This window comes from Aeromicrobium sp. P5_D10 (assembly GCF_054049535.1).
Genome location: NZ_JBFUME010000004.1, coordinates 166,637 through 193,248, shown reverse-complemented (window position 1 = coordinate 193,248; position 26,612 = coordinate 166,637). Strand labels below are relative to the sequence as shown.

Here is a 26,612-nt window from a genome sequence, read left to right as displayed (position 1 = left end):
GCCAGAATAGCCCACGGCACTAGACGCAGGGTTTGACGGCCGGGTCGTGCTTCTTGACCGTGGGGGCGAGGTCCGCAAGCGTGTCGGAGGCAGGTTCGTAGCGGTCCGGCACCTCGACGCTGATGAAGAACTCACGTCCGATCGTGGTGAACAAGAATCCGTCGGCGATCGTCTCGACGAACCAATCGACGCCTTCGACCGGATAGCACTCCGCGGACACCGACATCTTCGCCGGACGTTCGACCCCGCACCGCAGGACGATGGCCGGTGCGCCCCAGGCAACAGCGTTATCGTCCTTGACCGCGATGATGTTCTCGTCGCTGACCGCGCGGGGCGCGTCAGCGAACAAGGCCTTGCAGTCGACCGCAGTGTCGGGCTCGGTCGGATAGGAATCGACGCGCAATCCGGGGCTGCAGGCCGCGGTCAGAAACAGCGCGGTCAGCGGGAGCGCCGCCAGCAGAGACTTCTTACGCACTCGTCAGATGCGCACGATGGGGCAGGTCAGCGTGCGCGTGATGCCAGGGACGTTCTGGATCTGCGAGACGACCAGGCTGCCGAGCTCGTCCATCGAGGCGCCCTCGATACGGACGATGACGTCGTACGGTCCGGTGACGTCTTCGGCGAGCGCGACACCATTGATGCTGCTGATCGCGCGGGTGACGTCCGCGGCCTTGCCGACCTCGGTCTGGACGAGGATATATGCCTGTACGGACATCCGAAGCTCCTTGCGATCTGACGGGAGTCTGTCACGCTACCGGATACCGTCGCGAGTCAGTGAATTCGACTGAGCGAAGATGGACCCATGAATGCCAGTGCCGCAGACGGGTCCACGATCGGAGACATCGGCGAGTTCGGCCTGATCGACCAGCTGCGGGCACATATCGGCGTCAACCCACAGGTACTGCTGGGCCCCGGTGACGATGCCGCGCACGTCGCGACCAAGGACGGTACCTACCTGGTCTCGACTGATCTGTTGATCGAGGGCAGGCACTTTCGGCGCGACTGGTCGACCGCGAACGACATCGGCCGCAAGGCCGCGGCCTGCAATCTGTCGGACATCAACGCGATGGGCGGTGTCGCGACCGCGTTGACGATCGGATTCGGTGCTCCCGCGGATCTGCCGGTGGCCTGGGCGCTGGACATGATGCGCGGTTTTGAGACTGAATGCGCGCATGTCGGAGCGCACGTCGTGGGCGGCGACGTCACGGAATCGGAGAAGATCGTCATCGCGGTCACAGCGATGGGGGATGCTGCGCGGCCGGTGCGCCGCTCGGGTGCTCTGCCGGGCGACGTCCTCGCGTACGCCGGATCACTCGGGCTCGCGGGCGCCGGATTCGCCACCTTGAGCCGCGGATTCCGGTCGCCGAAGGCCGCGGTCGAGGCGCATCGCGTCCCGCATCCGCCCTACGCCGCGGGGCCGCAGGCTGCCGGCATCGGCGCGACTTCGATGACCGACATCAGTGACGGACTGATCGCAGATCTGTCGCATATCGCCGAGGCCAGCGGCGTCGCGATCGACCTCGACAGTGCGGCGTTCGTGATCCCCGAAGCCGTCATGACGGTGGCGGAAGCGCTCGGGCGCGATGCGCTCGGCTTCGTGCTGACCGGCGGCGACGATTACGCCCTCGCGGCGACCTTCAGCTCCGAGACGGTCCTGCCCGATGGCTGGGCCCGGATCGGCGTCGTGTCGGACGGATCGGGTGTGACGGTCGACGGTGCGCCGTTCGACGGCTCAGCTGGGCACCAGCACTTCAGGTGAGTGGTTTCGAGGCTCGGCCGCGGGCGGCCTCGCACCTCAACCAGCGGCGGGACTTAATCCTGGATTCGGGCGAAGGGTTTGGCGGCCTCGAGCTCGTAGGCCAGCTCCAACAGCGTCTGCTCATCGCCGTGATCGGCCGAGAAATGGACGCCGACGGGCATATCGGCCGATGAGCGTCCCAACGGCAACGAGATGGCCGGTCCGCCCGCGGCGTTGTTGAGCGGGGTGAACGCGGCGTACTGGACAAGCCGCTCGAACATCACGTTGAACGGCTCGACGTCGGGGGACAGGTATCCCAGTTCTGGCGTCGTGTAGGCCAGGGTCGGCGACAAGATGAGATCGACATCGGCGAATGCGGCCCGATAGAGCTTGGTCGAACGTTTGAGCCCGAGGATCGCGGCGGGCGTGCGGTAGGCCTGGCGGACGAACCGCTTGGCGAGGCCGCGGGTCAACGGATCGGTCAGCGTCTTGTCGAAGTCCGGGCTCATGACCTTGCGGCCGAAATGCTGGGTCGAGAACGCCAGCAGACCCCAGTAGTGCTTGAAGTCCTCCATGAACCGGCGGTCGACCGGCAGCCCGACCTCGACGACGTCGTGGCCGAGTGAGCTGAGCATGTCCGCGGTCGCGAGTACGGCTTTGCGGGTGTCCTCGTCGGTGGGTACGCCGGTGACCGAGTCGAGGATCAGCCCGATGCGCAGTCGGCGTTTCGCCGGACCCTCGACGAGTCCGAGCGGACGCAGGCCGGTTGCCGGCTGATAAGCCTGCGTCGCGGCGATGAAGTGTGCGGTGTCGCGGACGGTGCGGGTCACGACGCCGTTGGAAATGACATCGACCGGGAGCTTGGCGGCCTCTGCCGCCGGAACGACTCGGCCTCTGGTCGGCTTGAGCCCCACCAGGCCGCAGGCCGCCGCCGGGATACGGATCGATCCGCCGCCGTCGTTGGCGTGGGCGATCGGCACGACTCCGGATGCGACGAGCGCGGCGGATCCGCCCGACGAAGCACCGGCGGAGTAACCGGTGTTCCACGGATTGCGGGTCGGCGGCAGCGTCGCGTACTCGGTGGTCGCGTTGAAGCCGAACTCCGGCATCGTCGACTTGCCCAAGACTGTGAATCCAGCCGACAAGAACTGGTCCGTGAACGGGGCGTTCGCGGCGGCAGGCCTGGCCTTGACCGCCAAGGAACCCTGATCGGACGGGAGACCGGCGACGTCGGTGTTGTCCTTGACGAAGGTCGGTACACCCGAGAACACTCCGGTGGCCGGTCGATCTGCGGCGGCCAGGCCCCGATCGAAATCGGGGTGCTGGATCGCGTTCAGAGCGGCGTTGACCCGCTCCGAGCGGGCGATGGCGGCTTCGGCTGCTTCGCGTGCGCTGATATCGCCGGCAGCAATGGCAGCGGCGACCCCGACAGAGTCGAGGTCGCCGAGTGCATCGTTGCCGAATGCGTGGACGCGGTTGGTCTTCTCGTTGTTCACGAGAATGACTCTAAGGTCGATTCGCTCCTGATGGAGCAGAATCGCCAAATTCAGATAGCGCCGTTATTTAGCGGCTGACCTTGCCGGCCTTGAGGCACGAGGTGCAGACGTTGACGCGCTGCGGGGTGCCGTTGATGACGGCGCGCACGCGCTGGATGTTGGGATCGAAACGACGCTTCGTGCGTCGGTGCGAGTGGGAGACGTTGTGGCCGAAACCAGGTCCCTTGGCACACACATCACAGACCGCAGCCATGGCGAACTCCTGAAATTGAAGACTTCTCGAAAATGGGGGCGCCTTGTGAACCAGATGGTCCCAAGACAACCGCTCAAGAATAGCCGATGACCTTGGGCCGACGCGAATCAGCACCATGGGTCCCTCATCACGTGTGTACTGAGCGATAGCCTCGGGCCATGAGTCTGACCCTCAACGCCGCGGCCTTCCGGGCCTGGACGCAGCTGTGCGCGGGGGCTCTCTCGGCTGCGCGGGCAGAGATCGACGCCCTGAATGTGTTCCCGGTGCCCGACAGCGACACCGGTACCAACGCTTATCTGACGTTCGTGTCGGGTGCTGATGCTGTCTCGGCGCTGGACGGCGAGGCAACGCTCGAACAGCTCGTGCGGGCCTATGTCGACGGTCTGCTGACCGGCGCCAAGGGAAATACCGGCGTGATCCTCTCGCAGCTTGTCAGAGCATGTTTCAAGGACCTCGCGCTCGACCGTGAGGTCACTGCCGCAGACGTCGCCCACTCATTCGTGGCCGCGGCCGAGGCGGCATGGGCCGCGGTCGGTGCTCCGGTCGAGGGCACGATCTTGTCGGTGGCCAAGGCGGCGGCGATCGGCGCCACGGATGCCGCAGCGGCCGGTGTCGACGGTCGGACGGTGTTCGGTGAAGCAGCCAATGCGGCCCGTGAGGGGCTGGCCCGTACGCCTGAGCAGATGGAGCTCCTGGCCCGCGCCGGCGTCGTCGATGCCGGGGGTCGTGCGCTGGTCGTCGTGCTCGACGCGACGGAGCAGGCGCTGACCGGACGGGTGCCGGCACTGGTCACGGCCCATATCCCGCAGCCTGTGCTGTCGGCGGGTGACGATCTGAGTGCCGACGGTCCCTCCTATGAAGTGATGTACCTGCTGGAGGCCGATGACGACCGCATCCCGGAGCTCCGGGCCGCGCTGCTGCCGCTCGGCGACTCGCTCGTCGTCGTGGGCGGTGATCGCCTCTGGAACGTGCACGTCCACGTCGACGATGTCGGTGCCGCGATCGAGGTGGGCATGGCTGCCGGACGTCCCTATCGCATCGCCGTGACGCACTTCGCCGACCAGATCGCGAAGGGTCCCAAGAAGGGGCGAGTCGTGATCGCCGCGACGACGGGCGCTGGTCTGACGGCGCTGTGCCAGGAGGCGGGTGCCACGACGTTGGAATTCACCCGCGAGCAGCCGCTGACCGTGGCGGTGATGAGTGCCTCGCTGCGTGATGTCGGCGCCGGCGAGATCATCGTCTTGCCCAACAACAATCGCTATATCCGTCAGTTCGAAGCTGCCGCGCAGGCAGCCCGTCAGGACGGTATCCGGGTTGCGGTCATACCGACCCATGCGCAGGTGCAAGGCATCGCCGCTCTCGCGGTGCACGATCCAGGGCTCGGCTTCGACGAGGTCGTGGTCGCGATGTCGAGCGCCGCGGCCCACACGCAGCACGGTGCGGTCACGATCGCGTCCGATCCGGGCATGACGATGGTGGGCCCGGTAGACGCCGGCGATGTGCTCGGCGTCGTCACAGGCGACTTCGCGGTGATCGGCGATGACATCCTCGCGGTCGCGTTCGAGGTCATCGAACGCATTTTGTCCCCGGCAGCTGAAATGGTGACGGTAGTCGTGGGCGAAGGGGCGCAGGGATTGATCGAGGAACCGATTTCGGAGTATCTGCGCACAGCACGCCCCGACGTCGACCTGGTCGTGTACGACGGCGGCCAGGAGAACTACCCGCTGTTCATCGCGGTGGAGTGATGGTCGATCTCACGACGAAGCTCGTCAACGTCTTGGGCGACAAGACGGCCAAACCTTTGGCGAAGGCCTTCGACATGCATGTCGTCGGCGATCTGCTGCGGCACTATCCACGTCGCTACGTCGAACTCGGCAAGGCCAGCAATCTGGCCGAGTTGCGGGTCGGCCAGCACGCAACGGTGCTCGCCACGGTCGTCGAAGCCAAGAACTACTCATTCGGACCGGGAGGACGACGTACCCGGACCGAGGTCATCGTGACAGATGACACCGGCGCCCGGTTGTCGTTGACCTTCTTCCAACAGCGGTGGCTGGCCGAGCGCATGAAGCCGGGCAAGATGTGCCTGTTCTCCGGCGAGGTCGGTCAGTTCAATGGACGTCTGCAATTGACCCATCCCGACTACGATCTGTTCGACGAGGAAGGCGACACCGCAGAATCTCGACTGTCGCGCGGCGTCCTGCCGATCTACCGCGCCAGCGCCAAGGTGCCGACCTGGAAGATCGAGAGCTTCATCGGCCTGTGTCTCGACAGCCTCGATCCCCTCGACGACGTTCTGCCGACGCCGGTGCGCACCAGTCGCGGCTTCGCCGACGTGAGAGCCGCCCTGGAGAAGATCCATCGCCCGCACGGGATGGGCGAGGCGATGAAGGCCCGAGACCGATTCCGGTTCGAGGAAGCTTTCGTGGTGCAGACGGTCTTCGCGCAGCGGCGTCACGTCATGGAGACCGACCGCGCCGCGGCCCGTCCCGCCGTCGACGGTGGTCTCCGCACGCGATTCGAACAGCAGTTGCCATTCACCCTGACCGATGGACAGTCCGCTGTCGTCGAGGAGATCTCGTCGGATCTGTCGAGAACCCATCCGATGCACCGTCTTCTGCAGGGCGAAGTGGGTTCGGGCAAGACCGTCGTCGCGTTGATGGCGATGCTGCAGGTTGTCGACGCCGGGGGACAGGCCGCGCTTCTGGCCCCTACCGAGGTGTTGGCATCCCAGCACTATCGGGGCATCACCGCGATGCTGGGCGATCTTGCCAAGGGCGGGATGCTCGGCGGTGCCGACGGCGCGACCCGCGTGCGACTGCTGACCGGGTCGATGGGCGCGAAGGCGCGCAAGGAGTCGCTTCTCGATGCGGCGTCGGGGGAGGCCGGCATCGTGATCGGCACCCATGCGCTGATCCAGGATCACGTGCAGTTCGCCGAGCTCGGACTGCTCGTCGTCGACGAGCAGCACCGGTTCGGGGTCGAACAACGGGCCGCGTTGGTCGACCGGTCCGATGTCACCCCGCATGTGCTGGTCATGACCGCGACGCCCATCCCTCGCACCATCGCCATGACGGTGTTCGGCGACCTAGAGACCTCGACGCTGCGTGAGCTGCCCGCCGGGCGGCAACCCATCCAGACGACGGTCGTCCCGGTCGCCGAGCGTCCCGGCTGGCTGGAGCGCGGCTGGGAGCGAGTCCGCGAGGAGGTCGGCAACGGGCGGCAGGCCTATGTCGTGGTGTCGCGCATCGGCGACGAAGCATCAGAAAGTGAAACCAGCTCGCTGGTGGAGCTGCAGGAGGAACTCGTCGGCGGTGCTCTTCACGGTCTACGGATCGGTTCATTGCACGGTCGCATGGCCCCCGACGACAAAGATGCCGCGATGAACGCCTTCGCAGCCGGTGATATCGACGTGCTGGTCGCTACGACGGTCGTCGAGGTCGGCGTCGACGTTCCCAATGCGACCGTCATGGTCATCATGGACGCCGACCGGTTCGGTATGTCCCAGCTGCATCAGCTGCGTGGACGGGTAGGGCGTGGCGCCCATGCGGGCTTGTGCCTGCTCGTCACGGGGTCCGAAGTCGACTCCCCGGCCCGCGAGCGACTCGATGCCGTGGCCTCGACGACCGATGGCTTCGAACTCTCGCGGCTCGACGTCGAGTTGCGCCGCGAGGGTGACGTGCTCGGAGCGCGTCAGTCGGGCATCCGGTCGAGTCTGCGATTGCTGTCGGTCGTCAAGGACGAAGACGTCATCGAGGACGCCCGCACTGCAGCCGTCGAGATCGTCGACGCTGATCCGTCATTGGCGGCGCATCCTGCCTTGGCTGCGGCCGTTCACGATCTCGAACACTCCGAGCAGGCCGACTACCTGGAGCGCACATGACCCGCATCATCGCCGGAACCTACGGCGGACGCCGGATCCAGACGCCCAAGGGCGATGGCACCCGGCCTACCTCCGATCGGGTGCGGGAGGCACTGTTCTCCTCGCTTGAGTCGGAGCTGGGCGGCTTCGCCGGGGTGCGGGTGCTCGACCTGTTCGCAGGCTCAGGGGCACTCGGGCTGGAGTCGTTGTCACGCGGGGCCGAGCACGCGGTGTTCGTCGAATCCGACAGCCGCGCCGCTGCCGTCGTGAAGGGCAATGTCAAGGAGCTGAGTGCCGCTGCGACGGTGCAGCGTACGACTGCCGAGCGATTCGTCGAAACGGGTCAGCCCGGACCGTTCGACCTGATCTTCATCGATCCGCCATATGCGATGTCGACCGAGAAGGTGGCGGCACTCGTGTCGCGGCTCAGGGAGGCACACCCCGATGCCGACGTCCTGTTCGTCGTGGAGCGGTCGACCCGCGATCCGTTCGTCTGGCCCGCGAGTGTCGAAGGCATCCGGAGCAAGAAATATGGCGAGACAACCCTTTGGTACGGTCGCTGACATGACGAAGGTCGTATGTCCCGGTTCTTTCGACCCCGTGACCAACGGTCACCTCGACATCATCGAGCGGTCGGCCCACCTTTTCGACGAGGTTGTCGTCGCGGTGCTGGTCAACGAGAACAAGCAGGGTCTGTTCACGATCGCCGAACGGCTCGAGTTGCTGGCCGAGGCGACCAAGCATCTGCCCAATGTCTCGACGGCGTCGTTCGGCGGGCTGTTGGTCGACTTCTGCACCAGCAACGGCGTCGATGCGATCGTCAAGGGTCTGCGGGCGGTGACCGATTTCGACTACGAGCTGCAGATGGCGCAGATGAACGGCAGCCTCACCGAAGTCGACACGATCTTCATCCCGACCTCGCCGGAGTACTCGTTCCTGGCGTCGAGCCTGGTCAAAGAGGTTGCCAAGCACGGCGGCGATGTGACGGGCCTGATCCCTGAGTTCGTCAACACCGAACTCAAGAAGAAATTTCTCTAAACCAACTTCGTTGATTGAGGTGTGAGGCCGCGTGCGGCCGAGCCTCGAAATCACAGCTCGCCGAAGCCTTTCACCCCACCAGGTTTCGAAGCTCGTCGCTGCGCTCCTCGCACCTCAACCGGCGGGATGCGGGCCGATTTGGGTGGCTCGGCGCAGTGACGCGGAACCGAACTTGTCGCGCACGGCGTCGATCGCGGTGTCGAGCTCGGCGCCGCTGGTGACGTCGAACGGCAACGCCAACTGAGCCGGCTGGTCGTCCAAGGAGCCGACACTGACTCCGATCAGCGTGATGCCACGCTCTTTGACTGCACCGGCACGGGATGCCAGCAACTGACGGGTCACGTCGAGCACCGTCTGGGTGTGCGCGGTCGGACGATCCAAGGTGTGCGAGGACGTCGATCGGGTGAAGTCGCCGAATCTCAACCGCAAGGTGACGGTGCGACCGGTACGTCCGGCAGTTCGCATTCGCCTGGTCAGCCGGTCGACGAGCGTCAGCAATGCGAGATCGAGTTCTGCGGGGGAGTGATCACCGCGTCCGATGGCGTGCTGGGCTCCCATCGAGCTGTTGCGCCGACCGACCTGGACGGGCCGCGGATCGTGGTTGTGGGCCAGTGCATACAGATGGTGGCCCGCGCCCGATCCGAGCAGTTGGGTGAGCTCGCTCTCGAACATCTCGGCGACATCGCCGACAGTGTCGATATGGGCGGCCCGTAGTTTCGCGGCGGTGACCTTGCCGACGCCCCACAGCCGTTCGACGGGCAGAGCGTGCAGGAACGTCAGTTCGTCCTCGATCGGCACGACCAGGAGACCTTCGGGCTTGGACACCGCCGAGGCGACCTTCGCGAGATACTTGGTGCGAGCGACGCCGACCGAGATGGGCAGCCCGACCTTCTCGCGGATATCGATGCGCAACTGTGCGGCGATCGTCGACGGCAGGCCGCGGATACGGCGCAGTCCGCCGACTTCGAGGAATGCCTCGTCGATCGACAGCCCCTCGACGAGCGGAGTGGTGTCGGCGAAGACATCGAAAACGGCTCGGCTGGCCGCGGTGTAGGCCGAGAAGCGGGGCGGGACGACGATCGCATCGGGACATGCCCGCAGAGCTTGCCGCCCGCCCATCGCGGTACGCACCCCGCGCGCCTTGGCCTCGTAGCTGGCAGCCAGGACGACCCCGCCGCCGACGATGACCGGGCGGCCTTGCAGGGCCGGGTCGTCGCGCTGTTCCACCGATGCGTAGAACGCGTCGAGGTCGGCGTGCAGCACGGAGCCTTCAGCCATAGGTGGACCAGCCTTCAGCCATGGGTGGGCAAGCCTTCGGTCATGGCTTCACTGTGACATCTGCCACCGACAGTCCGCGTGTGGCCGATTGGCTTCGTCGACTGCCGCCGGGTTAAGATTCATCTGGCCCGTTTTCGGGCTGGTCTTTGTCGTGCTCTTTGGATGGATGGTTGAACGTGCTGTCCGGACCCCTGGTGATCGATACCCACGAGTTGGGTCGCAAGCCTGGTTCCGAGCGTACTTACAACTTCACCATCGAGGCGCCGGCGGAGATGGGTTACGACGTCAACGCCGTACCCGAGGGCTCCACGATCGAACTCGAGTTCCGACTCGAGGTCATCATGGAGGGGATCTTGGTGACAGGGACCTTCTCGGCGCGGGCCGTTGGCGAGTGTGTGAGGTGTCTGGAACCCATCGACAAGCGAGTCGTCGCCGGATTCCAGGAGATGTACCTCTTCGAGGCCCCCTCCAACCCGGAGGAAGGTGGCGAGGAGGATCATGTCCTCGAAGGAGAGTCGATCGATCTCGAACCCGTTCTGCGGGACGCGGTCGTGCTGGCGCTCCCGCACAACCCGTTGTGTGGTCCGGACTGTCCGGGACTGTGCCCTGAATGTGGGGCACGGATTGCGGATGATCCCGATCACACACACGGAGAGGCGATCGACCCCCGGTGGGCATCGCTGATCCAGCTGGCGGAGCAACCGGTCCCGTCAGCAGTCCAGTCAGAGTCGGACACCTCGTCCGACGACAGCAAGGAGTAGATCGTGGCAGTCCCAAAGAGGAAGATGTCGCGCAGCAACACGCGTCACCGTCGTTCGCAGTGGAAGACCACTGCAACCGTGATCGTGGACTGCGCGAACCCCGCGTGTGACTCCAAGGTGCAGCCGCACCACGCATGCACCAAGTGCGGACAGTACGGAGCTCGCGGCGAGCGTCGCCAGGTCCTCTGATCAGGATCGTCTGATCTCCGCAGCAGATGATGCTGAGCAGCTTCGGGAGGTACTGGGAGTCCAGGACCTCGATCCGGAGCTGCTTCAGCATGCTCTGACCCACCGTTCGTACGCGTACGAGAACGGTGGCATACCCAATAACGAACGGCTCGAGTTCCTGGGCGACTCGGTATTGGGACTCGTCGTCACCGACACGCTCTTTACGGGCCATCCCAACCTCCCGGAAGGCCAATTGGCCAAGCTCCGGGCCGCGGTCGTCAGCGCCAAGGCTCTGGCCGAGGTCGCGCGAACGCTCGGCGTCGGCGATCACGTACGCCTCGGCCGTGGTGAAGAAGCCACGGGCGGACGCGACAAGGCCTCGATCCTGTCCGACACTGTCGAGGCGCTCCTCGGAGCGATCTACGTCCAATTCGGCATCGAACGGGCGTCTGAGGTCATTCATCGGGTGTTCGATCCGGTGATCGCCGTGGCGGCCGAGCTCGGCGCGGGTCTCGACTGGAAGACCTCGCTCCAGGAGATTTCGGCCAATAGCGGCAAAGGCGTTCCGCAGTACGTCCTGGTGGGTACCGGTCCCGATCACGACAAGTACTTCACCGCCGAGGTCATCATCGGCGACACCACGTACGGCGGTGGCCACGGGCGTTCCAAGAAGGAAGCCGAACAGATGGTCGCCGAGATCGCCTGGCGGGCCATCAGCGCCTCCCTCGAGACCTCGTAGGCACCCGCGTGCCGGAGTTGCCTGAGGTCGAGGTCGTCCGTCTGGGCATGCTCGACCATGTCGTCGGAAGGACCATCACTGGCGTCACCGTGCATGACGCCCGATCGTTGCGGCGTCATCTGGCAGGACCGACCGATTTCGCCGACCGTCTGGCCGGTCGCACGGTCGTCGGCGCCCAGCGCAGAGGCAAGTACCTGTGGATGCAGCTCACTGATCCCGATGGTGGGGCGGACGATGCGGTGCTGTGCCATCTCGGCATGAGCGGGCAGTTCCTGATCGCCGACGCCGATGCGCCTGCGCCCCGGCACTTGCGCATCACCTTGGACCTCAGCGATGGCCGCGAGCTGCGATTCGTCGACCAGCGCATCTTCGGCGGTATGTCGTTCAGTGAAGACGGCGCCGAGTTGCCGGCCCAGATAGCGCACATCGCCCGTGACCCGTTGGACCCGCTGTTCGACCCGGACGAGTTCACCGCTCGTATCCGCAAGCGTCAGACCGGCGTCAAACGTGCGATCCTCGACCAGACCCTGATCTCCGGTGTCGGCAATATCTATGCCGATGAATCGCTGTGGCGCACACCGCTGCACTACGCCCGCAGCACCCGTCAGCTGCGCGTCCGCGAGATCGAGTCGCTGCTCGGCCATGTCGGCGACGTCATGCGCGAGGCACTCGAACAGGGCGGTACATCCTTCGACTCGCTCTACGTCAATGTCAATGGCAACAGCGGCTACTTCGACCGATCGCTCAAGGTCTACGGCCAACAGGGCAAGCCCTGCCCACGGTGCGGCGCAGAAGTCGTGCGCGAGAGCTTCATGAACCGCGGCTCGCACTTCTGCCCGAAGTGCCAGCGGCGACGGTAGTTGAACATCAGTGGCCAACTGAGTTGCAGGGGCGTTCGAGTCGACCGTTGATTGGGGGGATCTCAACCTGCCGCACGTCTCTGTACAGAGCACTAGTTATCCGTTTATCCGTCGTGAGTGCTGCTAAAGAATCCACGGATGAGCCGTAGTCCGTCGGCTCACGTGCATCGTCGCAGCACCAATCTACTCGTCTCCGGGTGGCTGCCCCATCGACGTCGACGCATGTGTGTAGCGAGTTGCAGCTTTCGGTGGGATAGGGGCCGCTCCGGAGGTGATTGAGGTCCCAAGATTGAGGAGATCTGGATCAACGCTCCCTCACGATCTGCACAACCGCTCCTCGGAGCAGAAGAGATCCCGGGACTCAATTTACTCGCCGCGATGCGCGACTCTTCTCATCGTCGAGTCGAAGTCGACGGTCATCGATACGATGGCTGATGTACACAGCGCCCACGCCTGGTGGTGCGAAGAAGCCAGGTGGACGGAGGTGCGAACGACGATGCGACGAGTTGCGATCCTGTCTGTCGGTGGCACGTGCTCTACTTGTGTCGCACTTTCGCGGGTGTGTGGAAGTTCAATTCTTGGGATCTGCGCGCCCGCGGTTTTCGCGTATCAACAGAGGGGCATGCAGTGGATGATCTAACAGAGCTCGAGTCGTTGCCAGTTGAGCAGTTGATCGAGATGATCCGAGAGAAGACCGGCGCTGGGGTCAACCTCTCCTTCCCTGGCAAGGTTCTCGCGCGTCAGATCGGACGCCGGGTGCGTCCACGTAACCAGCGGACGGTCAAGACCCTGAGCGCCGGCGACGAGCACGGACGCTCGCGCAACTTGATCATCGAGGGCGACAACCTCCAGGCCTTGGCAGCGCTGTATCGGGAACGCGGCCAGATAGACATGATCTTGACCGATCCGCCTTACAACACGGGCGAGGACTTCAGATACAACGATAAGTGGGACAAGGACCCCAACGATCCCGACATGGGCGAGTTCGTGGGCAGCGACGACCCCGCCAAGCACACCAAGTGGATGAAGTTCATGTACCCGCGTCTTCAGATGATGCGGGCGATGCTCAAGCCGTCCGGCGTGCTGGCGATCTGCATCGACAGCCGCGAGCTGTTCCACCTCGGTCAGATGCTCGATGAGCTGTTCGGCGAGGAGAACCGCCTCGCGATCATCAACTGGGAGAAGGCATCAGCCCCTAAGAACGACAAGAATCACGTCGCGAGCACAACTGAGTACATCTTGGTCTACGCCAGAAACGAGGTACGCGCGACGACGGGGGCATTGCCGCGAGATGAGGCAAGTTACGACCGATACAAAAACCCTGACGATGATCCGCGCGGCCTGTGGCGGGAGCATGACTTGACTGCGCGAACACCGAGTACCAAGGACCAGTATGGGATTCAGTCACCGTTCGACGGAACAATCCACTATCCGTCTGGTCACAGGTCCTGGGCCCACCCTAAGAGAAACATCAAGAGCTGGCTTGAAGAATGGGATGTCGCATATTCGACGGTCAATATCGGAGACGGCCGACCGGCAGCTTTGATGGTGGTAGGTGGCCGAGCGCTACCTGCCACAACGGCTGAAGATCGTCCGCGAACGCGCCCGGGAAGCGTTCCTGAATCCGCGCAAGTGGCTGCTCTCGCTGTCCTAGAGCGGGGTCAGTGGCCATTTGTCTGGTGGGGGTTGAAGGGGACCGGGGGGCCACGACCCAAAAAGTATAGGGAAGCCGTACGTAAGGGGTTTGTCCCGACGACGTATTGGTCGTCCGATGAATATGGCGAACCACTTGAACTTGGTTCGACTTCTTGGGATTGGGAACAGTCCGGCCTCAGCCAGACGGGTGTCAAAGAGCTGACGGCTGTCGTTGGTACCGGTCATGGGTTCGAAACAGTTAAGCCGTTGAAGCTCATGACCAAACTCATCCAGATCTGGTGCCCGCCGAATGGAACCGTCTTGGACCCATTCGCCGGATCCGGGACCACCGGGCATGCGGTGTTGAGCCTCAATCATGAGCAAGGTTCGGACCGTCGTTTCATCCTCATCGAGCAAGGTCGGCCCGGGAGCGGCGATTCATACGCGAAGACCTTGACCGCCGACCGGCTCAAGCGCGTCGTCACTGGAGACTGGGCCAATGGCAAAGGGCATGTCTTGGCCGGAGGATTCACGTTCAAGACCTTGGAGAAGAAAGTTGATGCCAAGACTCTCCTACTCATGGAACGTGACGAAATGATCGACACGGTCATCGCGTCGCACTCGAGCACCGGTAGCCGTCGTTCAGCCGTGCTGATACCGATGGATCGTGAGGATGAGCCGCACACGTTTCTCGTTGCGAAGAACTTGAGTAACGAAGGTATCTACCTCGTCTGGTCCGGAGCGGACTCCAACACCGATCTGACCGAGGATGTCTACGAGGCGATCACGGAGGAAGCCGAGGCAGCGGGGCTGGCTGATCTTTACCACGTGTACAGCCGGCGCAACCTCCTCGTGACCGATGACGTGATCTGGTACCAGATCCCCGACAGGATCCTGTCCGACTTCGGCCTAGACGTCCGCACTGAGTCCTTCACCGAGGAGAGCTGACTATGGCACTTGACCTCTTTCAGTTCCAGCAGATCGCAGCGTCGCAAATCGCTGACCGTTACGTCGAGTACGTGTCCGAGCCCATCGTATTTGGCCGTGCCTCTACTCGTCGGGATGTGCCGTTCTATCAGTCTCTGTCCTCCATTACTGGGTCGGGGAAGACCGCGATCCTGGCGCAGGCAGTTAGCGAGATCGCCGCACTGTCTGAGCTGCCGCCGGTCATCCTGTGGCTATCCAAGGGCAAGGTAGTCGTCCAGCAGAGCTACGCGAACCTAGCCGACGGCGGGAAGTACAACCACCTGCTCGCTGACATCACAGTGCGGCTCCTCAGCGAGTACGACCCGGAGGACGTCGCCAACTCAAAGGAAGCCCTGCTCTACTTCGCGACGGTGGGGACCTTTAACCAGAAGGACCGCGAGAAGAGCAACCTGAAGATCTTCGCCGCTGACACGGACAACATCGAGTCCACCCGGTGGGAGGCACTTAAGGGTCGAGAGACAATTGAGGGTCAGCGACGCCCCCTTGTAGTGGTCTACGACGAGGCGCAGAACCTCAGCGACCAGCAGACGATTCTGCTTCTCGAGCAGCAACCGTCGGCATTCCTGCTCGCTAGTGCGACGCTACGTTTTCCCGCGCAGTTCGACACTGAAGTCATCCAACCCTTGCGTACCTCCGGTGGTTACAAGGACGAAGATCTCATCACCTCGGTGAAGTCCGCAACGGTCGTCGGGTCGGGTCTCGTGAAAGGCATGATCTCCTTGGACGGACTGAATGCCCCGATGGAGGAGACCATCGCCGAGATGCTCTCTGCCCTGCGCGAGGCTGAGGATGACGCGCGGGCCGAGAACCTGAATTTCTCGCCGAAGGCGATGTATGTCTGCAACACGAACATCCTGGCCGATGACGCCAGTCAAACGGACGATCCTCAGCAGCAGTTCGACCAGCGGCAGGCACCACCGATCACGATTTGGCGATACCTGACCGACCAGTGTGGCGTGTCAGCTGACGAGATCGCCGTGTACGCGGACCTCAAGACCCACAAAGACTTCCCCCTTCCGGCTGATTTCACGCTCTTCAACGGGGGTGAGAGTGACTACGAAGATTTCGTGGCCGGGGACTACCGCCACATCATCTTCAACAAGACCCTTCAGGAGGGATGGGACGACCCCAGTGTGTACTTCGCGTACATCGACAAGACGATGGAGTCCACGGTCAACATCACCCAGATCGTCGGACGTGTGCTCAGACAACCGGGTGCGACGCATTATGCGGCTGACCGGCTGAACACGGCGCACTTCTACGTTCGGGTCGACCGGAACGAATCCTTCGCGCAGGTCGTTGATGAAGTGAAGAGGGGCTTGGGTGGAGATGCGCCAGAGGTGCGTATCCTGACCTCCCCTCCCGGAACCGAAGAGCCGCAGAGCCTGCCGTCGAAGAAGGCATTGACGGTGCCGCGTACCTTCATTAACACCGTACCCACCGTCGATCCAGTCGAGAAGGTCATCGCCAAGGTTCATGACTACTCACAGGACACGATTAACACGCACGGGGTCGGTCGGCGGCGAACCGTCCAGCAAGCCATCGGTTCATCGGTAGCTGTCGACTCTGAGTGGGCCGACTTCGAGCAGTCGAACCGCGTCAGCGCGCGCTGGGTGTTCCGCCGAGAGGTGGCACGCAGATACAAGCCGGCTCTGATGGTGATGAACACCGACACGGAGAAGTTCGACGCCAAGATCGGCGTGGGCAGCAGTGCGTACTCAAGCCTGGCTGACTGCGCCGCCGATGCAGTCGGAGAGTATCTGAGGTACGCGGTCATCAAGCAGCACAAGCCGAAGCCCTATGCGGTGGGCAGCACGCTGGTCCGCCGTGGAGGGATGGAGACGTTCAAGAACGCCCTCCACGAGGGCTACGACGGACTGAACGACCTCGAACGCCGCTTCGCGCGCGCCATCGACGAGACCGGGCTGCCATGGGCTCGTAACCGGTCGCAGACCGGGTACAAGATCCCCCTGGTAACCCAGGGCCAGACGGTCTGGTTCTTCCCTGACTTTCTCATCTGGGTCGATGACACGGTCATTTGCGTCGACACCAAGGGGAGCCACATCGTCGAAGGTGACGCCCGACGCAAGCTGCTCTCCATCCAGCCGCACAAGGATGTCCCGACCCAAGTCGTCGTGAAGTTTGTGACCCAAGGGACGTGGAAAACTGACGGGACGGCCGACAGCAAGGAGGGCTACTCGATCTGGGAGCTTGGCTCGGGTCAGGACCTAAGACCGCTCCCGCATGAAGACCTTGAGTCCGTCGCCAAATCGCTCGTCGAAATTCCCGGAGAGGACGCTTAGGTCGGGAGTACCAGTCCTCGTCATCAGGGTCGAACGACAGCGGCGGCCACCCGCAGAGAACCTCTGGCGATGGGCACGTCGCGCAGCAGTACAGACCGAAGCCCTGTCACTGCAAAGAGTTCCTCGAGGTCGTGGTCCCCGAACCCCTTGCTCAGCCGCGAGCGAGGCAACGGATCAACGAACGACGAGTTGGCGCGCTCGCGATCACCACGCTGGTCGACTCAGATCAGCGACCGCGCTGAGAGCATCTGACCCTCCGTAGTGACGCGGCGAACTGTTCTATCCTGAGGAACATGGCACATGGCGCGACCGCCGCACTAGCGAACCTCGTGAGCGCCGGCTGGTCGTTCGATCCCACGACGCCGCCCGACATCGCACTACCTCGCGCACTGGGGGACGCATCGGAGACGCTAGTGGCGTGGATGTCGTCATTCTCTGAACTCTCCAGCCCCGACGATGCGGTGTGGTTCTTGGGTCGAGGTGACTACGTTGCCCGGTCGGGAGAAGGGTTTGCCTGGAATGCCTTCGAGCGGATCAGTTCGGAAGCCGCCGAAACCGATCAGGAAGCCAATGAAGTCGCCGACTTCTGGAATGCGCATTGCCCAATCCTGCTCAGCGTGCGAGGTGCGTATTCGTATCTGGCAGTACGCAGGGATGGCGTGATCGTTCACGGAGCAGAGCCTGAGTTCGAGGACGCCACGGCGGTTGCCCCAAGCTTTGAGGCTCTGCTCGATTCGATAGCCCGCGGACCAGCGGACGGTCAAGAACCCGTTGAGCGGCTAGTTTTCGGCCATGAAAGAGCGTGACTAGGCTGAGGCCATGTCGTTGACCCTGGAACCCATGACTCCGGACCGGTTCGTGTCGTGGAACGAGCACCAGATCACTGCTTTCGCGCAAGACAAGATCGACGCCGGCAACTGGCCCGAAGAGGGCGCGATCGAACGCTCCGCCAAGGAGAATGCCGAGTTGCTGCCGAAGGGCCTCGAAACGCCAGGACACGATCTGTTCGCCGCGATGGTCGACGGTCGCGAGGTGGGCACGTTGTGGTTGTTCACCGATCCGGCCCTGTCGCCCCCTGAGACCTTCATCTACGACATCGAGGTCGAGCCGGGTGAGCGCGGGAGAGGGTTCGGTCGTGAGCTGCTGGAAGCGGCCGAAGGCTGGTGTGCCGATCACAGCATCGGCGTGCTGCGTTTGCATGTCTTCGGATTCAACAAGGTCGCGATCGGCCTGTACGAGTCGGCCGGCTTCGAGACGACCAATATCAGAATGGCCAAGCAGATCCGATGACGGCTGGATCGTACGGTCCCGAGGCATACGAGCGTTTCGTCGATGAAGCCCCGAAGCGCTCAGGACGCACCGCATTCGAACGCGATCGGGCTCGCGTCGTCCATTCGGCGGCACTGCGGCGGCTCTCTGCCAAGACCCAGGTCATGGGCGCGAGCTTCGACGACTTCGTCCGCAACCGGCTCACCCATTCGCTGGAGGTCGCGCAAGTGGCCCGCGAACTCGGCAAATCGCTGGGCTGCGATCCCGACATCGTCGATTCGGCGGCGCTGGCCCACGATCTCGGCCATCCGCCATTCGGCCACAACGGCGAGACGGCCCTCGATCAGGCCGCACAGTCATGCGGCGGATTCGAGGGCAACGCCCAAACCTTGCGGATCCTGAGCCGACTGGAGTCGAAAACCTTCGCGCCCGACGGGCGAAGCGTCGGACTCAACCTGACCCGGGCGACGTTGTCGGCGTGCGTCAAATATCCGTGGGCACGCGATGAAGGGGCGCTCGGCAGCGGCAAGTTCGGCGTGTATGTCGACGATCTGCCGATGTTCGACTGGCTTCGCGAGGGCGCCCCTGACCGGCGTCGGCCGATCGAGGCCCAAGTCATGGATCTGGCCGATGACATCGCCTACTCGGTTCACGATGTGGAGGACGGTGTGGTCGGCGGTTGGTTCGGCTTACGAACCGGGGAGCTCGATATCGCTGCGATCCACGCCGTCGCCCGTGACTGGTACGACCCTGAGGCGACCGACGCGAGACTCGATGCCGCACTCGACCGTCTACAGACGCTGCCTGAGTGGCCCACGACCTCATTCGACGGCAGCCGGGCCGCGCGGGCCGTCCTGAAGAGCCTGACCAGCGGGCTCATCGGACGCTTCGCGAGTGCCGCCGAGCAAGCGACGGTCGAGGTGTGGGGTCAAGGACCGTTGACCCGCTTCGGTGCGGACCTGGAAGTGCCTGGCGACACCCGCGACGAGATCACGGTGCTGAAGTCGATCGCGGCGCACTACGTCATGCGCTCAGATGACCGGGCCGAGCCGCTGGCCGACCAGCGTGAGCTGCTGCTGGCATTGGTCGAAGTGCTGGACGAGTCAGATGGCACGGAATTGGAAGCGGAGTTCGGTCAGGATTTCGCCCAAGCGCCCGATGACGCCGCACGGCGCAGGGTCGTCATCGACCAGGTCGCGAGCCTGACCGACGTCTCGGCACGTGCCTGGGGACAGCGCTTGCTCCACTAGCGGAGGTGGTGGAGGGGCCGACTACGATTCACCACATGGCCGGGCGCATCAAGGACGAGGACATCCAACTCGTCCGTGAGCGCACACGCATCGATGAGGTCATCGAGCAGTACGTGACGCTCAAGAACGCCGGTGGCGGTTCCCGCAAGGGTTTGTGTCCGTTCCACGACGAGAAGTCGCCGTCGTTCAATGTCCGCCCCTCGGTCGGTTCCTATCACTGCTTCGGCTGCGGTGCCGGCGGCGATGTCTTCAAGTTCGTCATGGAGATCGAAGGGCTCAGCTTCGTCGAGACGATCGAACGTCTTGCCGCCAAGGCCGGTATCACCCTGCGTTACGAAGAGGGCGGGGCGCCCGGGCCGCGTCGCGATCCCAACCAGCGTCCGAGACTGCTGGCAGCGCACCGCGAGGCGGGGGAGTTCTACGCTCAGGTACTGCTGTCGGGTCAGGACGCCCAAGTCGGTCGCCAGTTCGTCAAGGACCGGGGCTTCGACCAGGCCGCGGCCGAGAAGTTCGGTATGGGATTCGCACCGCGCGGGGGAGAGCAGTTGGTCGCCCACCTACGTGGCAAGGGATTCACCGAGGACGAATTGCTGGTCGGCGGGCTCGCATCGCGCGGTACCCGCGGACTGTACGACCGATTTCGCGGACGGCTGCTGTGGCCCATCCGCGAGATGACCGGCGAGATCATCGGCTTCGGTGCTCGCCGCATGTTCGACGACGACCGGGTCGAGGCCAAATACCTCAACACGTCAGAGACGCCGATCTACAAGAAGTCACAGGTGCTGTACGGACTCGATCTGGCCCGACGCTCCATCTCGTCGTCGAGCCAGGCCGTCATCGTCGAGGGCTACACCGACGTCATGGCATGCCACGAGGCCGGTGTCACGACGGCGGTCGCGACCTGCGGCACGGCATTCGGTGAGGATCACGCCCGCGTCATGCGCCGGCTGATGCTCGACGACCAGGCGTTTCACGGCGAGGTCATCTTCACATTCGACGGCGACGAGGCCGGCCAACGCGCGGCGCTCAAGACGTTCAGCGGCGATCAACAGTTCGTCGCACAGACGTATGTCGCGGTGGAACCTCGAGGCATGGACCCGTGCGATCTGCGACTGGCCGATGGCGATGCAGCCGTTCGCGATCTCGTCTCCTCACGCATCCCGCTGTACCGGTTCGTGCTCGACAACATGCTGGGCAAGTACGATCTCGACCGCGGCGATCAGCGGGTCGATGCCGTCCGTGAAGCAGTCGGGCTCGCCTCGGCGATCCGCGACAAGTCCAAAGTCGACGAGCTACTGCGGGAGATCTCCGGACGCATCGGCGTCGACGTCGACCAGGTCCGTGCGGCGCACCGTCGCCGAGTCGCGAATCCGCCCAAGGTCACCGCACCCCGCGGAGGGCTGTCCGCGCCTGCTGAGCCGGAGGCGCCGGCGATGCCGTCACCCGCGGTCAACTTCGGTCTCCCGCAGTTCGCGGACGAGCGGGAGGCGCTCAAGGCCATCGTGCAGCATCCTCATATCGCGGCACGTTTCGCCGAGAACCTCAGCGACGAGGATTTCATGCACCCGATCTCCAAAGGGATCTGGGCGCACATCGAGGCGGCGTCGTGGCCCGAGAAGACCGATCCGACCTGGTTGCCCAGACTCGCAGACTCCGTGACCGACGAGGATTCCAAACGGATCCTGTCGATCGCCGCGGTCGAACCGATGCGTGCGCGGGAAGCCAACACCGCAGCCGTCGTGGGGTCGATCTTGATGCGATTGCAGCTGCTCACCCTCGGGCGGCGCATCGCCGACGTGAAGTCGAAGTTGCAGCGCACCAATCCGATCGATGAGGCCGAGACCTACAACGGCATGTTCGGTGAGCTCATGGCGCTGGAGCAGCAGTTCCGTGAGTTGCGCGATAGGTCACTCAGCGCCGAAGTCCCCAGCTGACGATCCGCCGACGGTGATCCACAGAACCGACCAGGCCGGATACTGCGACACGTCGGGTGATCGAACCTGGAGGAATGGATCGATTCCTTCGTGACCTGATGGCAATGCGGCCGCTACCGGCCCATGAAGAGCGCACCCTGGCGCGCCGGGCCCGCGAGGGGGACCTGGAGGCCCGTGGAGAGCTCATCATTGCCGGAATGAGGGCCGTGGTCATGCGCGCGATTCTGCTGGGTCTGCGGGGTGAGGAACTGCGCGATGCCGTTCAGTCGGGGGCTGTCGGGCTGATCCGTGCGGTCGACCGTTTCGATCCGGATCGTGGGGCCCGTCTCGCGACGTACGCCTGGCGGTGGATCGGTGCCGAGATGCGTCGCATCGAACGTCCCGAAGTGCCTCTCGGCTCCCTCGAACCGATTGTCGAGGGATTCGAGGTGAGCGCAGCCGATCTCCTCGACGGACTGTCCGAGGAAGGGGCCGAAGTGCTCCGGATGCGATACGGAATCGGTGATTTCAACGGTTTTGAGATGTCGCGGCCTGCTATCGCGGCCCGGCTCGGAATCAGTGCGAGTCGGGTCCGGACGATTGAGGAGCAGGCGGTGAGACAAGTCCGTCAGAGGCTTGCTAGAGTTCTCTACTGTGTTCCTCCGCAGGGTGGAACCCATCCCCAATAGCTCAATTGGCAGAGCATTCGACTGTTAATCGGAGGGTTCTTGGTTCGAGTCCAAGTTGGGGAGCAGCACCCGGCAAAACCCCCGCTCCGGCGGGGGTTTTGCTGTTTCCACCTGAGCTGACTGGAACAAAGTTACACGGAAATTACACGTTTATTCCGTGACCGGTAGTGCTGTCGGGTGACCTCCTGCCCCTTCTTTGGCCCGCCTACGGATGCCTCCGATTTCCTCCAAGAGGTCGGAAACCTATCCCGCGGGCCGATCGATGATCTGACGGGCCCGGACAACCCCTTGCCGACGAGTGCGCGAACGCCACCGTGTCTGCCGACGTCGCGAACATGGCCCTGGACGCGGCCCGCCGCCAAGGCATCGACGTCGACGAGCTGTTACGTGCTGCCGGCATCAACGCGTCTTCGCTGGGCTCTCCACTGTCGCGCGTGACGAGCGACCAGGCGAGCGCCGTACTGCGACACACGTGGGACCTGACCGGCGACGAGCTGTTCGGCCTCGGGCGCGAGCCGATGCCGCGGGGCAGCTTTCGGATGGTGGCCTTCACGCTCGTCAACGCCGTCGAACTCGGGTTTAGAGGAGGGCACGTCGATCACCGACATCAAGCAGGACGTCCTGAGAGACGTCGCGATCACCAGCCTCGTCGCCGGTGACGAAACGGTCGCCGACCTGTCTACGCGCCTCGGTGGTGGACCGGAAGCACGCCGAGGGACTACAGGCGCCTGAAGACGGCTGACCAAGCGGTGCCCAGCTGCGCACTCGCGTTCAATCAGCGGAATTGCACCTTCCGTAACGTCATGTGGTGAAGTGGATGTAACCCGTCCACCGAGGAAGGCCCCGCACATGTTCTCGTCCTTCGTCCCTCCGCGCCAAGTCGCGATCGGGGGTGCCGCCGCCTTCGTCGGCACCACGCCGCGGGCGATCCGTCACTACCACCAGATAGGCCTGCTCCCGGAGCCCGAGCGGGGGAGCGATGATCGACGCCGGTACGGCTACGACGAGATGATCCGGCTGCTGTGGATCCGACGGATGGCCGACGCCGGCATTGCCCTCGACGACATCCGCGATGCCTTCGCGGACGCGGCCGGCGCCGCCGACAGCGCCGTCAGCGACGTCGCGCGCATCCTGGACCGGCTGGAGGGGGCCCTCGTTGCCCGGCAGGCCGAGCTCGAGCAGCAGCGGACCGCCGTGCAGCGTATGCGTGCGCAGGGCAGCAGGTTGGGTCTGCTCTCCGATGTCGTGAGCGACCGCCTCGTAGGCCTGCCAGAGGGCGCCCTGCGGCAGGACGACCTGGACACCCTGCTCGTGACCGAGCGGATCTTCGGCGGGCTCGGCGCGTCCGTCCAGGCGTCGCGCTTCATCGCACTGGCCACCCACCCGGACCTGCGGGAGGACTCTGACCGGGTCGACGCCGCCGAAGAGGCGCTCGACGACACGGTTGCCGTCGACGACCCCCGCGTAGCGGAGGTGGCCGCCGAACGGCACGCCTTCGAGACCGCACTCCGCGCGGTGATCGAGAGCTCTGGCCTGGCGCAGGCCGACGACGAGCGGTTCGAAGCCTGGGACGAGCTGCACCCCGATCCCTCCGACGACGGGGCCGCCGCCGGTTCAGCATGCGGGTCAACGAGCCTCGCCGAGGCTGTCCGGATGATGCCCTACGACTTCTCGCCTGCACGCCTGCGGTGCATGGAGCTGGCCCTGGAGCTCGACATATCCAGCACGACGTGAATCACCGGCGTCTCCTCGACGCCGTTCGACCGTCGCTGCTTCGCCGTGAGGGGCGATGTAGGGGATGGGCGGCGACGCAGCGTTCGGACCTTGGCCACGTTCGAGATCGACCTGCCAGACACGGATCGGCGGTCCTCAGCGCGTGCCGAACGTGACGCCGGTGAGCTCCTCGGACCGTCGCCACAGGGCCGCGCCGAGCACCGGATCGGTGCTGGTCGGTGGCGGCGTGGTGACGATGGGCCGTCCATGGGTTCTGCGATGAGGACCGAGGTAGGTCCCGCCGGTCACGGTGGGGTCGAGTGCGGCCATGACCAAGGGCAGCGCGCCGCGGTGCTTGCCCTGGGCGAAACCGGCACCGATCGAGAAGACGGCTCGCACAGGGACCGATGCGCCGCCGATGCCGGGTCGGCGGGGAGTCATCTGTTCGAGGGCCCCACCGGGGTGGGCGATGATCGACGACGTGCCGCTGCCCGACAGCCGAAGCCGTCGATCAAGCTCGAAGCCGAAGATCTCGGTGGCGTGCTTGGACTGCGCGTACGCGCGTCGGGGGTGGAAGTCCGACTCGCTGAGGAGATCGTCTGGATCGAACGGGATCATGCCTGTGATGTAGCTCCCCGTTGAGACGACCCTGCTGCCAGGCGTGGCCTCCAGCAGGGGTAGTGCGGCACCGATCAGCGCGAAGTGGCCGAGGTGGTTGGTACCCACCGCGAGCTCGTGCCCCTGCACCGTCGTCATCCGCTGCTTGCCGACAGAGATGACTCCCGCATTCGCGATCAAGCCATCCAGGCGTGGGCGTCCGGCGAGCGCGGCTGCTGCGTCTCGCACCGAATCCAGGTCGGACAGGTCGACGGCCATGTCGGTCAGCTGTGCTGTCGGCACGCGCCGGCGTATCTCGCGCTTAGCCGTCTCGATCCGGGTGGCGCTGCGGCCCATCAGGATGACCTCAGACCCGGTCGCTGCGAGCTTCTCGGCGAGGAAGTAGCCGATGCCCGCTGTGGCACCCGTGACCGCGAACACCGACCCGACTTGAGTGGCGCTCTGATCGTCGTTGCTCATGGGGTCACGCCTTTCCGCGGCGACGGGCGGCAACGCCCAGACCGACGATCCACGCGCCGGCGGCGACACAGATCCACGCGAAGATGTCGCCGATGCGGTTGTACACCGCGCGGGAGCCCTCGGTCGGTACGTCGACCACCATCGTGAGAGCGGGTGTCGTGGCGTAGGCCTGGTCGGAGAGCACGCGTCCCTGGTAGTCCCAGGCGGCCGCCTGGCCGAACTCGCCTTGGCGGACGACTGAGTAGCCGTTCTCGACGGCGCGCAGGGCTGCCTTCTGGCTGTGCGCCACGCCGACCTCGGCCCAGTCGCGGGCGGGTACGAGCATGATGTCGGCGTCCACGCGCGCCAAGGACACGAAGTCGGCGTCGAAGCAGGTTACCGTCGCGAGGCGGCCGTACGGGGTGTCGACCACCTCCACCGTGCCCGGACCCGCCGGATAGTGCTCGAGGCCGGGAATGGGGTGGGCCTTGTCGTACGACCTCACCAGCTCGCCAGTGGGGTCGAACAGGCGGGTGACGTTGCGGGAGTACGGCGCCTTGGGGAGGTGCACGTACTCGGCCACCTGGAGATAGATCTGCTCCTCCCGGGCTAGCTCGGCGGCTTCGGCGAGGAAGGCATCCTCACCCGCGGCGGTCACGTTCGCCGCCTGCTCCGACCAGAACACGATCTTCGCGCCGCCCTGGGCGGCCTGGCGGGTACGGTCCAGCAGGTCGCGGTTCACCGGCTCGAAGGCGATGGCCGCAGCGGCTGGGTCGGTGCGGGAGAGAGACTGCTCCTGTGGCTCGCCGCCCAGGGCACCAAAGGTCATGCCGGTGGCCTCTTGGCTCGGGCTGAGCCCCACGATTCGCACCGTGGGGGAGTCGGGTGGGAACCATGCGAGGCGCAGCCCTCCGCCCAGCAGTGTCACCAGGAGCACGGCACCGAGGACGCCGGTACTTGACGCGTGGGCGCGACCGGCAGACGGGTCAGCCCACACGCGGTTGACGACGGTGGCGATCCAGGCGAATAGGAATCCGATGACGTACGGCCCCGTCACGGAGATCAGCTGCAGGAGGGGCAAGTTGGCGTGCTGGGTCGAGGCCAGCAGGCCGATCGACGTCCCGAACGGGCTGATCGACCCGATGAGGAACTGCACACCGACCACCAGGAGCGGGAAGAGGAGCAGTGCGGTCCGGGAGCCCAGGTGCGCGAACAGCACCCGGTCCACCGCGAACGGCACCGCGACCAGCGACCCCAGTGCGACCGCGCCGACGGCGGTCGTGGGATTCATCGGCACGGCGACGGTGTACACCCAGAAGAAGATTCCTGCGATCGACACCAGCCAGACGAGGATGATGGCGACGATCGGCCTGGTCGTCCGGCTGAACCGGAGCAGGAAGATCATGTACAGCCACGCCGCCAGACTGATGTCGAGACGACCGTGCACGGCGAACAACGACAGAACTGTGCCCACACCGAGCCAGAGCAGCCGTAAGCGATTCGCGGAGGCGTGAGGTTCGGGGGCAGAGCCGGTGGTGCCGGCTGGGGCGGATGCAAAGGTGGTCATCAGGGGCCTTTCAGGCGGGGCTGGTGTGGAACTGAGACAG

At 64.6% G+C, this 26,612-nt stretch carries 25 protein-coding genes and 1 tRNA gene; 19 read left to right on the top strand and 7 right to left on the bottom strand.

Annotation, left to right across the window (positions count from 1 at the left end; genetic code table 11):
• Positions 1–19 precede the first annotated feature (19 nt).
• Entirely contained in the window at positions 20–475 is a 456-nt protein-coding gene (locus ACXJKC_RS08710; protein ID WP_456696308.1) for a DUF3515 family protein, read from the bottom strand.
• A gap of 3 nt (positions 476–478) precedes the next feature.
• Positions 479–715 (bottom strand): Lrp/AsnC family transcriptional regulator, encoded by a 237-nt coding sequence (locus tag ACXJKC_RS08705; protein WP_456696307.1) that lies wholly within the window; start codon positions 713–715, stop codon positions 479–481.
• 87 nt (positions 716–802) lie between these two features.
• Here ACXJKC_RS08705 and ACXJKC_RS08700 point away from each other — a divergent pair, with 87 nt between their 5' ends.
• Complete coding sequence (locus tag ACXJKC_RS08700; RefSeq protein WP_456696306.1) at positions 803–1,759, top strand: thiamine-phosphate kinase; 957 nt, start codon at positions 803–805, stop codon at positions 1,757–1,759.
• A 53-nt stretch (positions 1,760–1,812) separates the two neighbouring features.
• Here the strand turns inward: ACXJKC_RS08700 and ACXJKC_RS08695 are convergent, their stop codons facing one another.
• Both ACXJKC_RS08695 and rpmB read right to left on the bottom strand, forming a co-directional pair.
• Positions 1,813–3,234: an amidase gene (locus tag ACXJKC_RS08695; protein ID WP_456696305.1), complete on the bottom strand. Its 1,422-nt coding sequence runs from the start codon at positions 3,232–3,234 to the stop codon at positions 1,813–1,815.
• 67 nt (positions 3,235–3,301) lie between these two features.
• Positions 3,302–3,487 (bottom strand): 50S ribosomal protein L28, encoded by a 186-nt coding sequence (rpmB, locus tag ACXJKC_RS08690; protein WP_108577479.1) that lies wholly within the window; start codon positions 3,485–3,487, stop codon positions 3,302–3,304.
• Positions 3,488–3,645: 158 nt separating this feature from the next.
• Here rpmB and ACXJKC_RS08685 point away from each other — a divergent pair, with 158 nt between their 5' ends.
• Genes ACXJKC_RS08685 through coaD form a run of 4 tightly spaced genes read left to right on the top strand, consistent with a single transcriptional unit; the run spans position 3,646 to position 8,384 of the window.
• On the top strand, positions 3,646–5,232 hold the full coding sequence (locus tag ACXJKC_RS08685) for a DAK2 domain-containing protein (protein ID WP_456696304.1): 1,587 nt from the start codon (positions 3,646–3,648) through the stop codon (positions 5,230–5,232).
• Positions 5,232–7,367, top strand: a complete 2,136-nt coding sequence (gene recG, locus ACXJKC_RS08680; RefSeq protein ID WP_456696303.1) for an ATP-dependent DNA helicase RecG — start codon at positions 5,232–5,234, stop codon at positions 7,365–7,367. Before ACXJKC_RS08685 ends, recG begins: the two co-directional genes overlap by 1 nt.
• The gene (gene rsmD, locus ACXJKC_RS08675) at positions 7,364–7,909 is read left to right on the top strand and encodes a 16S rRNA (guanine(966)-N(2))-methyltransferase RsmD (RefSeq protein WP_456696302.1); all 546 of its coding nucleotides are present in this window, start codon (positions 7,364–7,366) and stop codon (positions 7,907–7,909) included. Before recG ends, rsmD begins: the two co-directional genes overlap by 4 nt.
• Before the next feature lies 1 nt (position 7,910).
• Complete coding sequence (coaD, locus tag ACXJKC_RS08670; RefSeq protein WP_456696301.1) at positions 7,911–8,384, top strand: pantetheine-phosphate adenylyltransferase; 474 nt, start codon at positions 7,911–7,913, stop codon at positions 8,382–8,384.
• 114 nt (positions 8,385–8,498) lie between these two features.
• Here coaD and dinB read toward each other — a convergent pair whose 3' ends face one another.
• Complete coding sequence (dinB, locus tag ACXJKC_RS08665; protein WP_456696300.1) at positions 8,499–9,662, bottom strand: DNA polymerase IV; 1,164 nt, start codon at positions 9,660–9,662, stop codon at positions 8,499–8,501.
• A gap of 176 nt (positions 9,663–9,838) precedes the next feature.
• Between dinB and ACXJKC_RS08660 the strand changes: the two genes are divergently transcribed.
• The 14 genes from ACXJKC_RS08660 (at position 9,839) to ACXJKC_RS08595 (ending at position 23,970) form a co-directional block, all read left to right on the top strand.
• Positions 9,839–10,423: a YceD family protein gene (locus ACXJKC_RS08660; protein WP_456696299.1), complete on the top strand. Its 585-nt coding sequence runs from the start codon at positions 9,839–9,841 to the stop codon at positions 10,421–10,423.
• A 3-nt stretch (positions 10,424–10,426) separates the two neighbouring features.
• Entirely contained in the window at positions 10,427–10,612 is a 186-nt protein-coding gene (gene rpmF / locus ACXJKC_RS08655) for a 50S ribosomal protein L32 (protein ID WP_396041456.1), read from the top strand.
• Positions 10,530–11,330, top strand: coding sequence for a ribonuclease III (rnc, locus tag ACXJKC_RS08650; protein WP_456696298.1), 801 nt, complete (start codon positions 10,530–10,532; stop codon positions 11,328–11,330). The genes rpmF and rnc overlap by 83 nt, the downstream gene beginning before the upstream one ends.
• 8 nt (positions 11,331–11,338) lie before the next feature.
• A complete protein-coding gene (gene mutM / locus ACXJKC_RS08645) occupies positions 11,339–12,190 on the top strand; it encodes a bifunctional DNA-formamidopyrimidine glycosylase/DNA-(apurinic or apyrimidinic site) lyase (RefSeq protein ID WP_456696297.1) in 852 nt (283 codons plus the stop codon).
• Between the two features lie 561 nt (positions 12,191–12,751).
• Positions 12,752–14,773, top strand: a complete 2,022-nt coding sequence (locus ACXJKC_RS08640) for a site-specific DNA-methyltransferase (protein ID WP_456696296.1) — start codon at positions 12,752–12,754, stop codon at positions 14,771–14,773.
• A 2-nt stretch (positions 14,774–14,775) separates the two neighbouring features.
• A complete protein-coding gene (locus ACXJKC_RS08635; RefSeq protein ID WP_456696295.1) occupies positions 14,776–17,115 on the top strand; it encodes a hypothetical protein in 2,340 nt (779 codons plus the stop codon).
• A 293-nt stretch (positions 17,116–17,408) separates the two neighbouring features.
• Complete coding sequence (locus ACXJKC_RS08630; RefSeq protein ID WP_456696294.1) at positions 17,409–17,921, top strand: hypothetical protein; 513 nt, start codon at positions 17,409–17,411, stop codon at positions 17,919–17,921.
• Between the two features lie 13 nt (positions 17,922–17,934).
• Entirely contained in the window at positions 17,935–18,405 is a 471-nt protein-coding gene (locus ACXJKC_RS08625) for a GNAT family N-acetyltransferase (protein WP_456696293.1), read from the top strand.
• Positions 18,402–19,634: a deoxyguanosinetriphosphate triphosphohydrolase gene (locus tag ACXJKC_RS08620; RefSeq protein WP_456696292.1), complete on the top strand. Its 1,233-nt coding sequence runs from the start codon at positions 18,402–18,404 to the stop codon at positions 19,632–19,634. Before ACXJKC_RS08625 ends, ACXJKC_RS08620 begins: the two co-directional genes overlap by 4 nt.
• Before the next feature lie 35 nt (positions 19,635–19,669).
• Positions 19,670–21,568, top strand: coding sequence for a DNA primase (gene dnaG, locus ACXJKC_RS08615; protein ID WP_456696291.1), 1,899 nt, complete (start codon positions 19,670–19,672; stop codon positions 21,566–21,568).
• Between the two features lie 74 nt (positions 21,569–21,642).
• On the top strand, positions 21,643–22,236 hold the full coding sequence (locus ACXJKC_RS08610) for a sigma factor-like helix-turn-helix DNA-binding protein (RefSeq protein ID WP_456696290.1): 594 nt from the start codon (positions 21,643–21,645) through the stop codon (positions 22,234–22,236).
• Positions 22,227–22,299 (top strand) — tRNA-Asn (locus tag ACXJKC_RS08605). Before ACXJKC_RS08610 ends, ACXJKC_RS08605 begins: the two co-directional genes overlap by 10 nt.
• Before the next feature lie 251 nt (positions 22,300–22,550).
• Positions 22,551–22,895 (top strand): AraC family transcriptional regulator ligand-binding domain-containing protein, encoded by a 345-nt coding sequence (locus ACXJKC_RS08600; RefSeq protein WP_456696289.1) that lies wholly within the window; start codon positions 22,551–22,553, stop codon positions 22,893–22,895.
• A 190-nt stretch (positions 22,896–23,085) separates the two neighbouring features.
• Positions 23,086–23,970, top strand: a complete 885-nt coding sequence (locus ACXJKC_RS08595; protein WP_456696288.1) for a helix-turn-helix domain-containing protein — start codon at positions 23,086–23,088, stop codon at positions 23,968–23,970.
• A 135-nt stretch (positions 23,971–24,105) separates the two neighbouring features.
• Here ACXJKC_RS08595 and ACXJKC_RS08590 read toward each other — a convergent pair whose 3' ends face one another.
• On the bottom strand, positions 24,106–25,026 hold the full coding sequence (locus ACXJKC_RS08590) for an SDR family NAD(P)-dependent oxidoreductase (RefSeq protein ID WP_456696287.1): 921 nt from the start codon (positions 25,024–25,026) through the stop codon (positions 24,106–24,108).
• A 4-nt stretch (positions 25,027–25,030) separates the two neighbouring features.
• Entirely contained in the window at positions 25,031–26,572 is a 1,542-nt protein-coding gene (locus ACXJKC_RS08585; RefSeq protein WP_456696286.1) for a nitrilase-related carbon-nitrogen hydrolase, read from the bottom strand.
• Positions 26,573–26,612 lie beyond the last annotated feature (40 nt).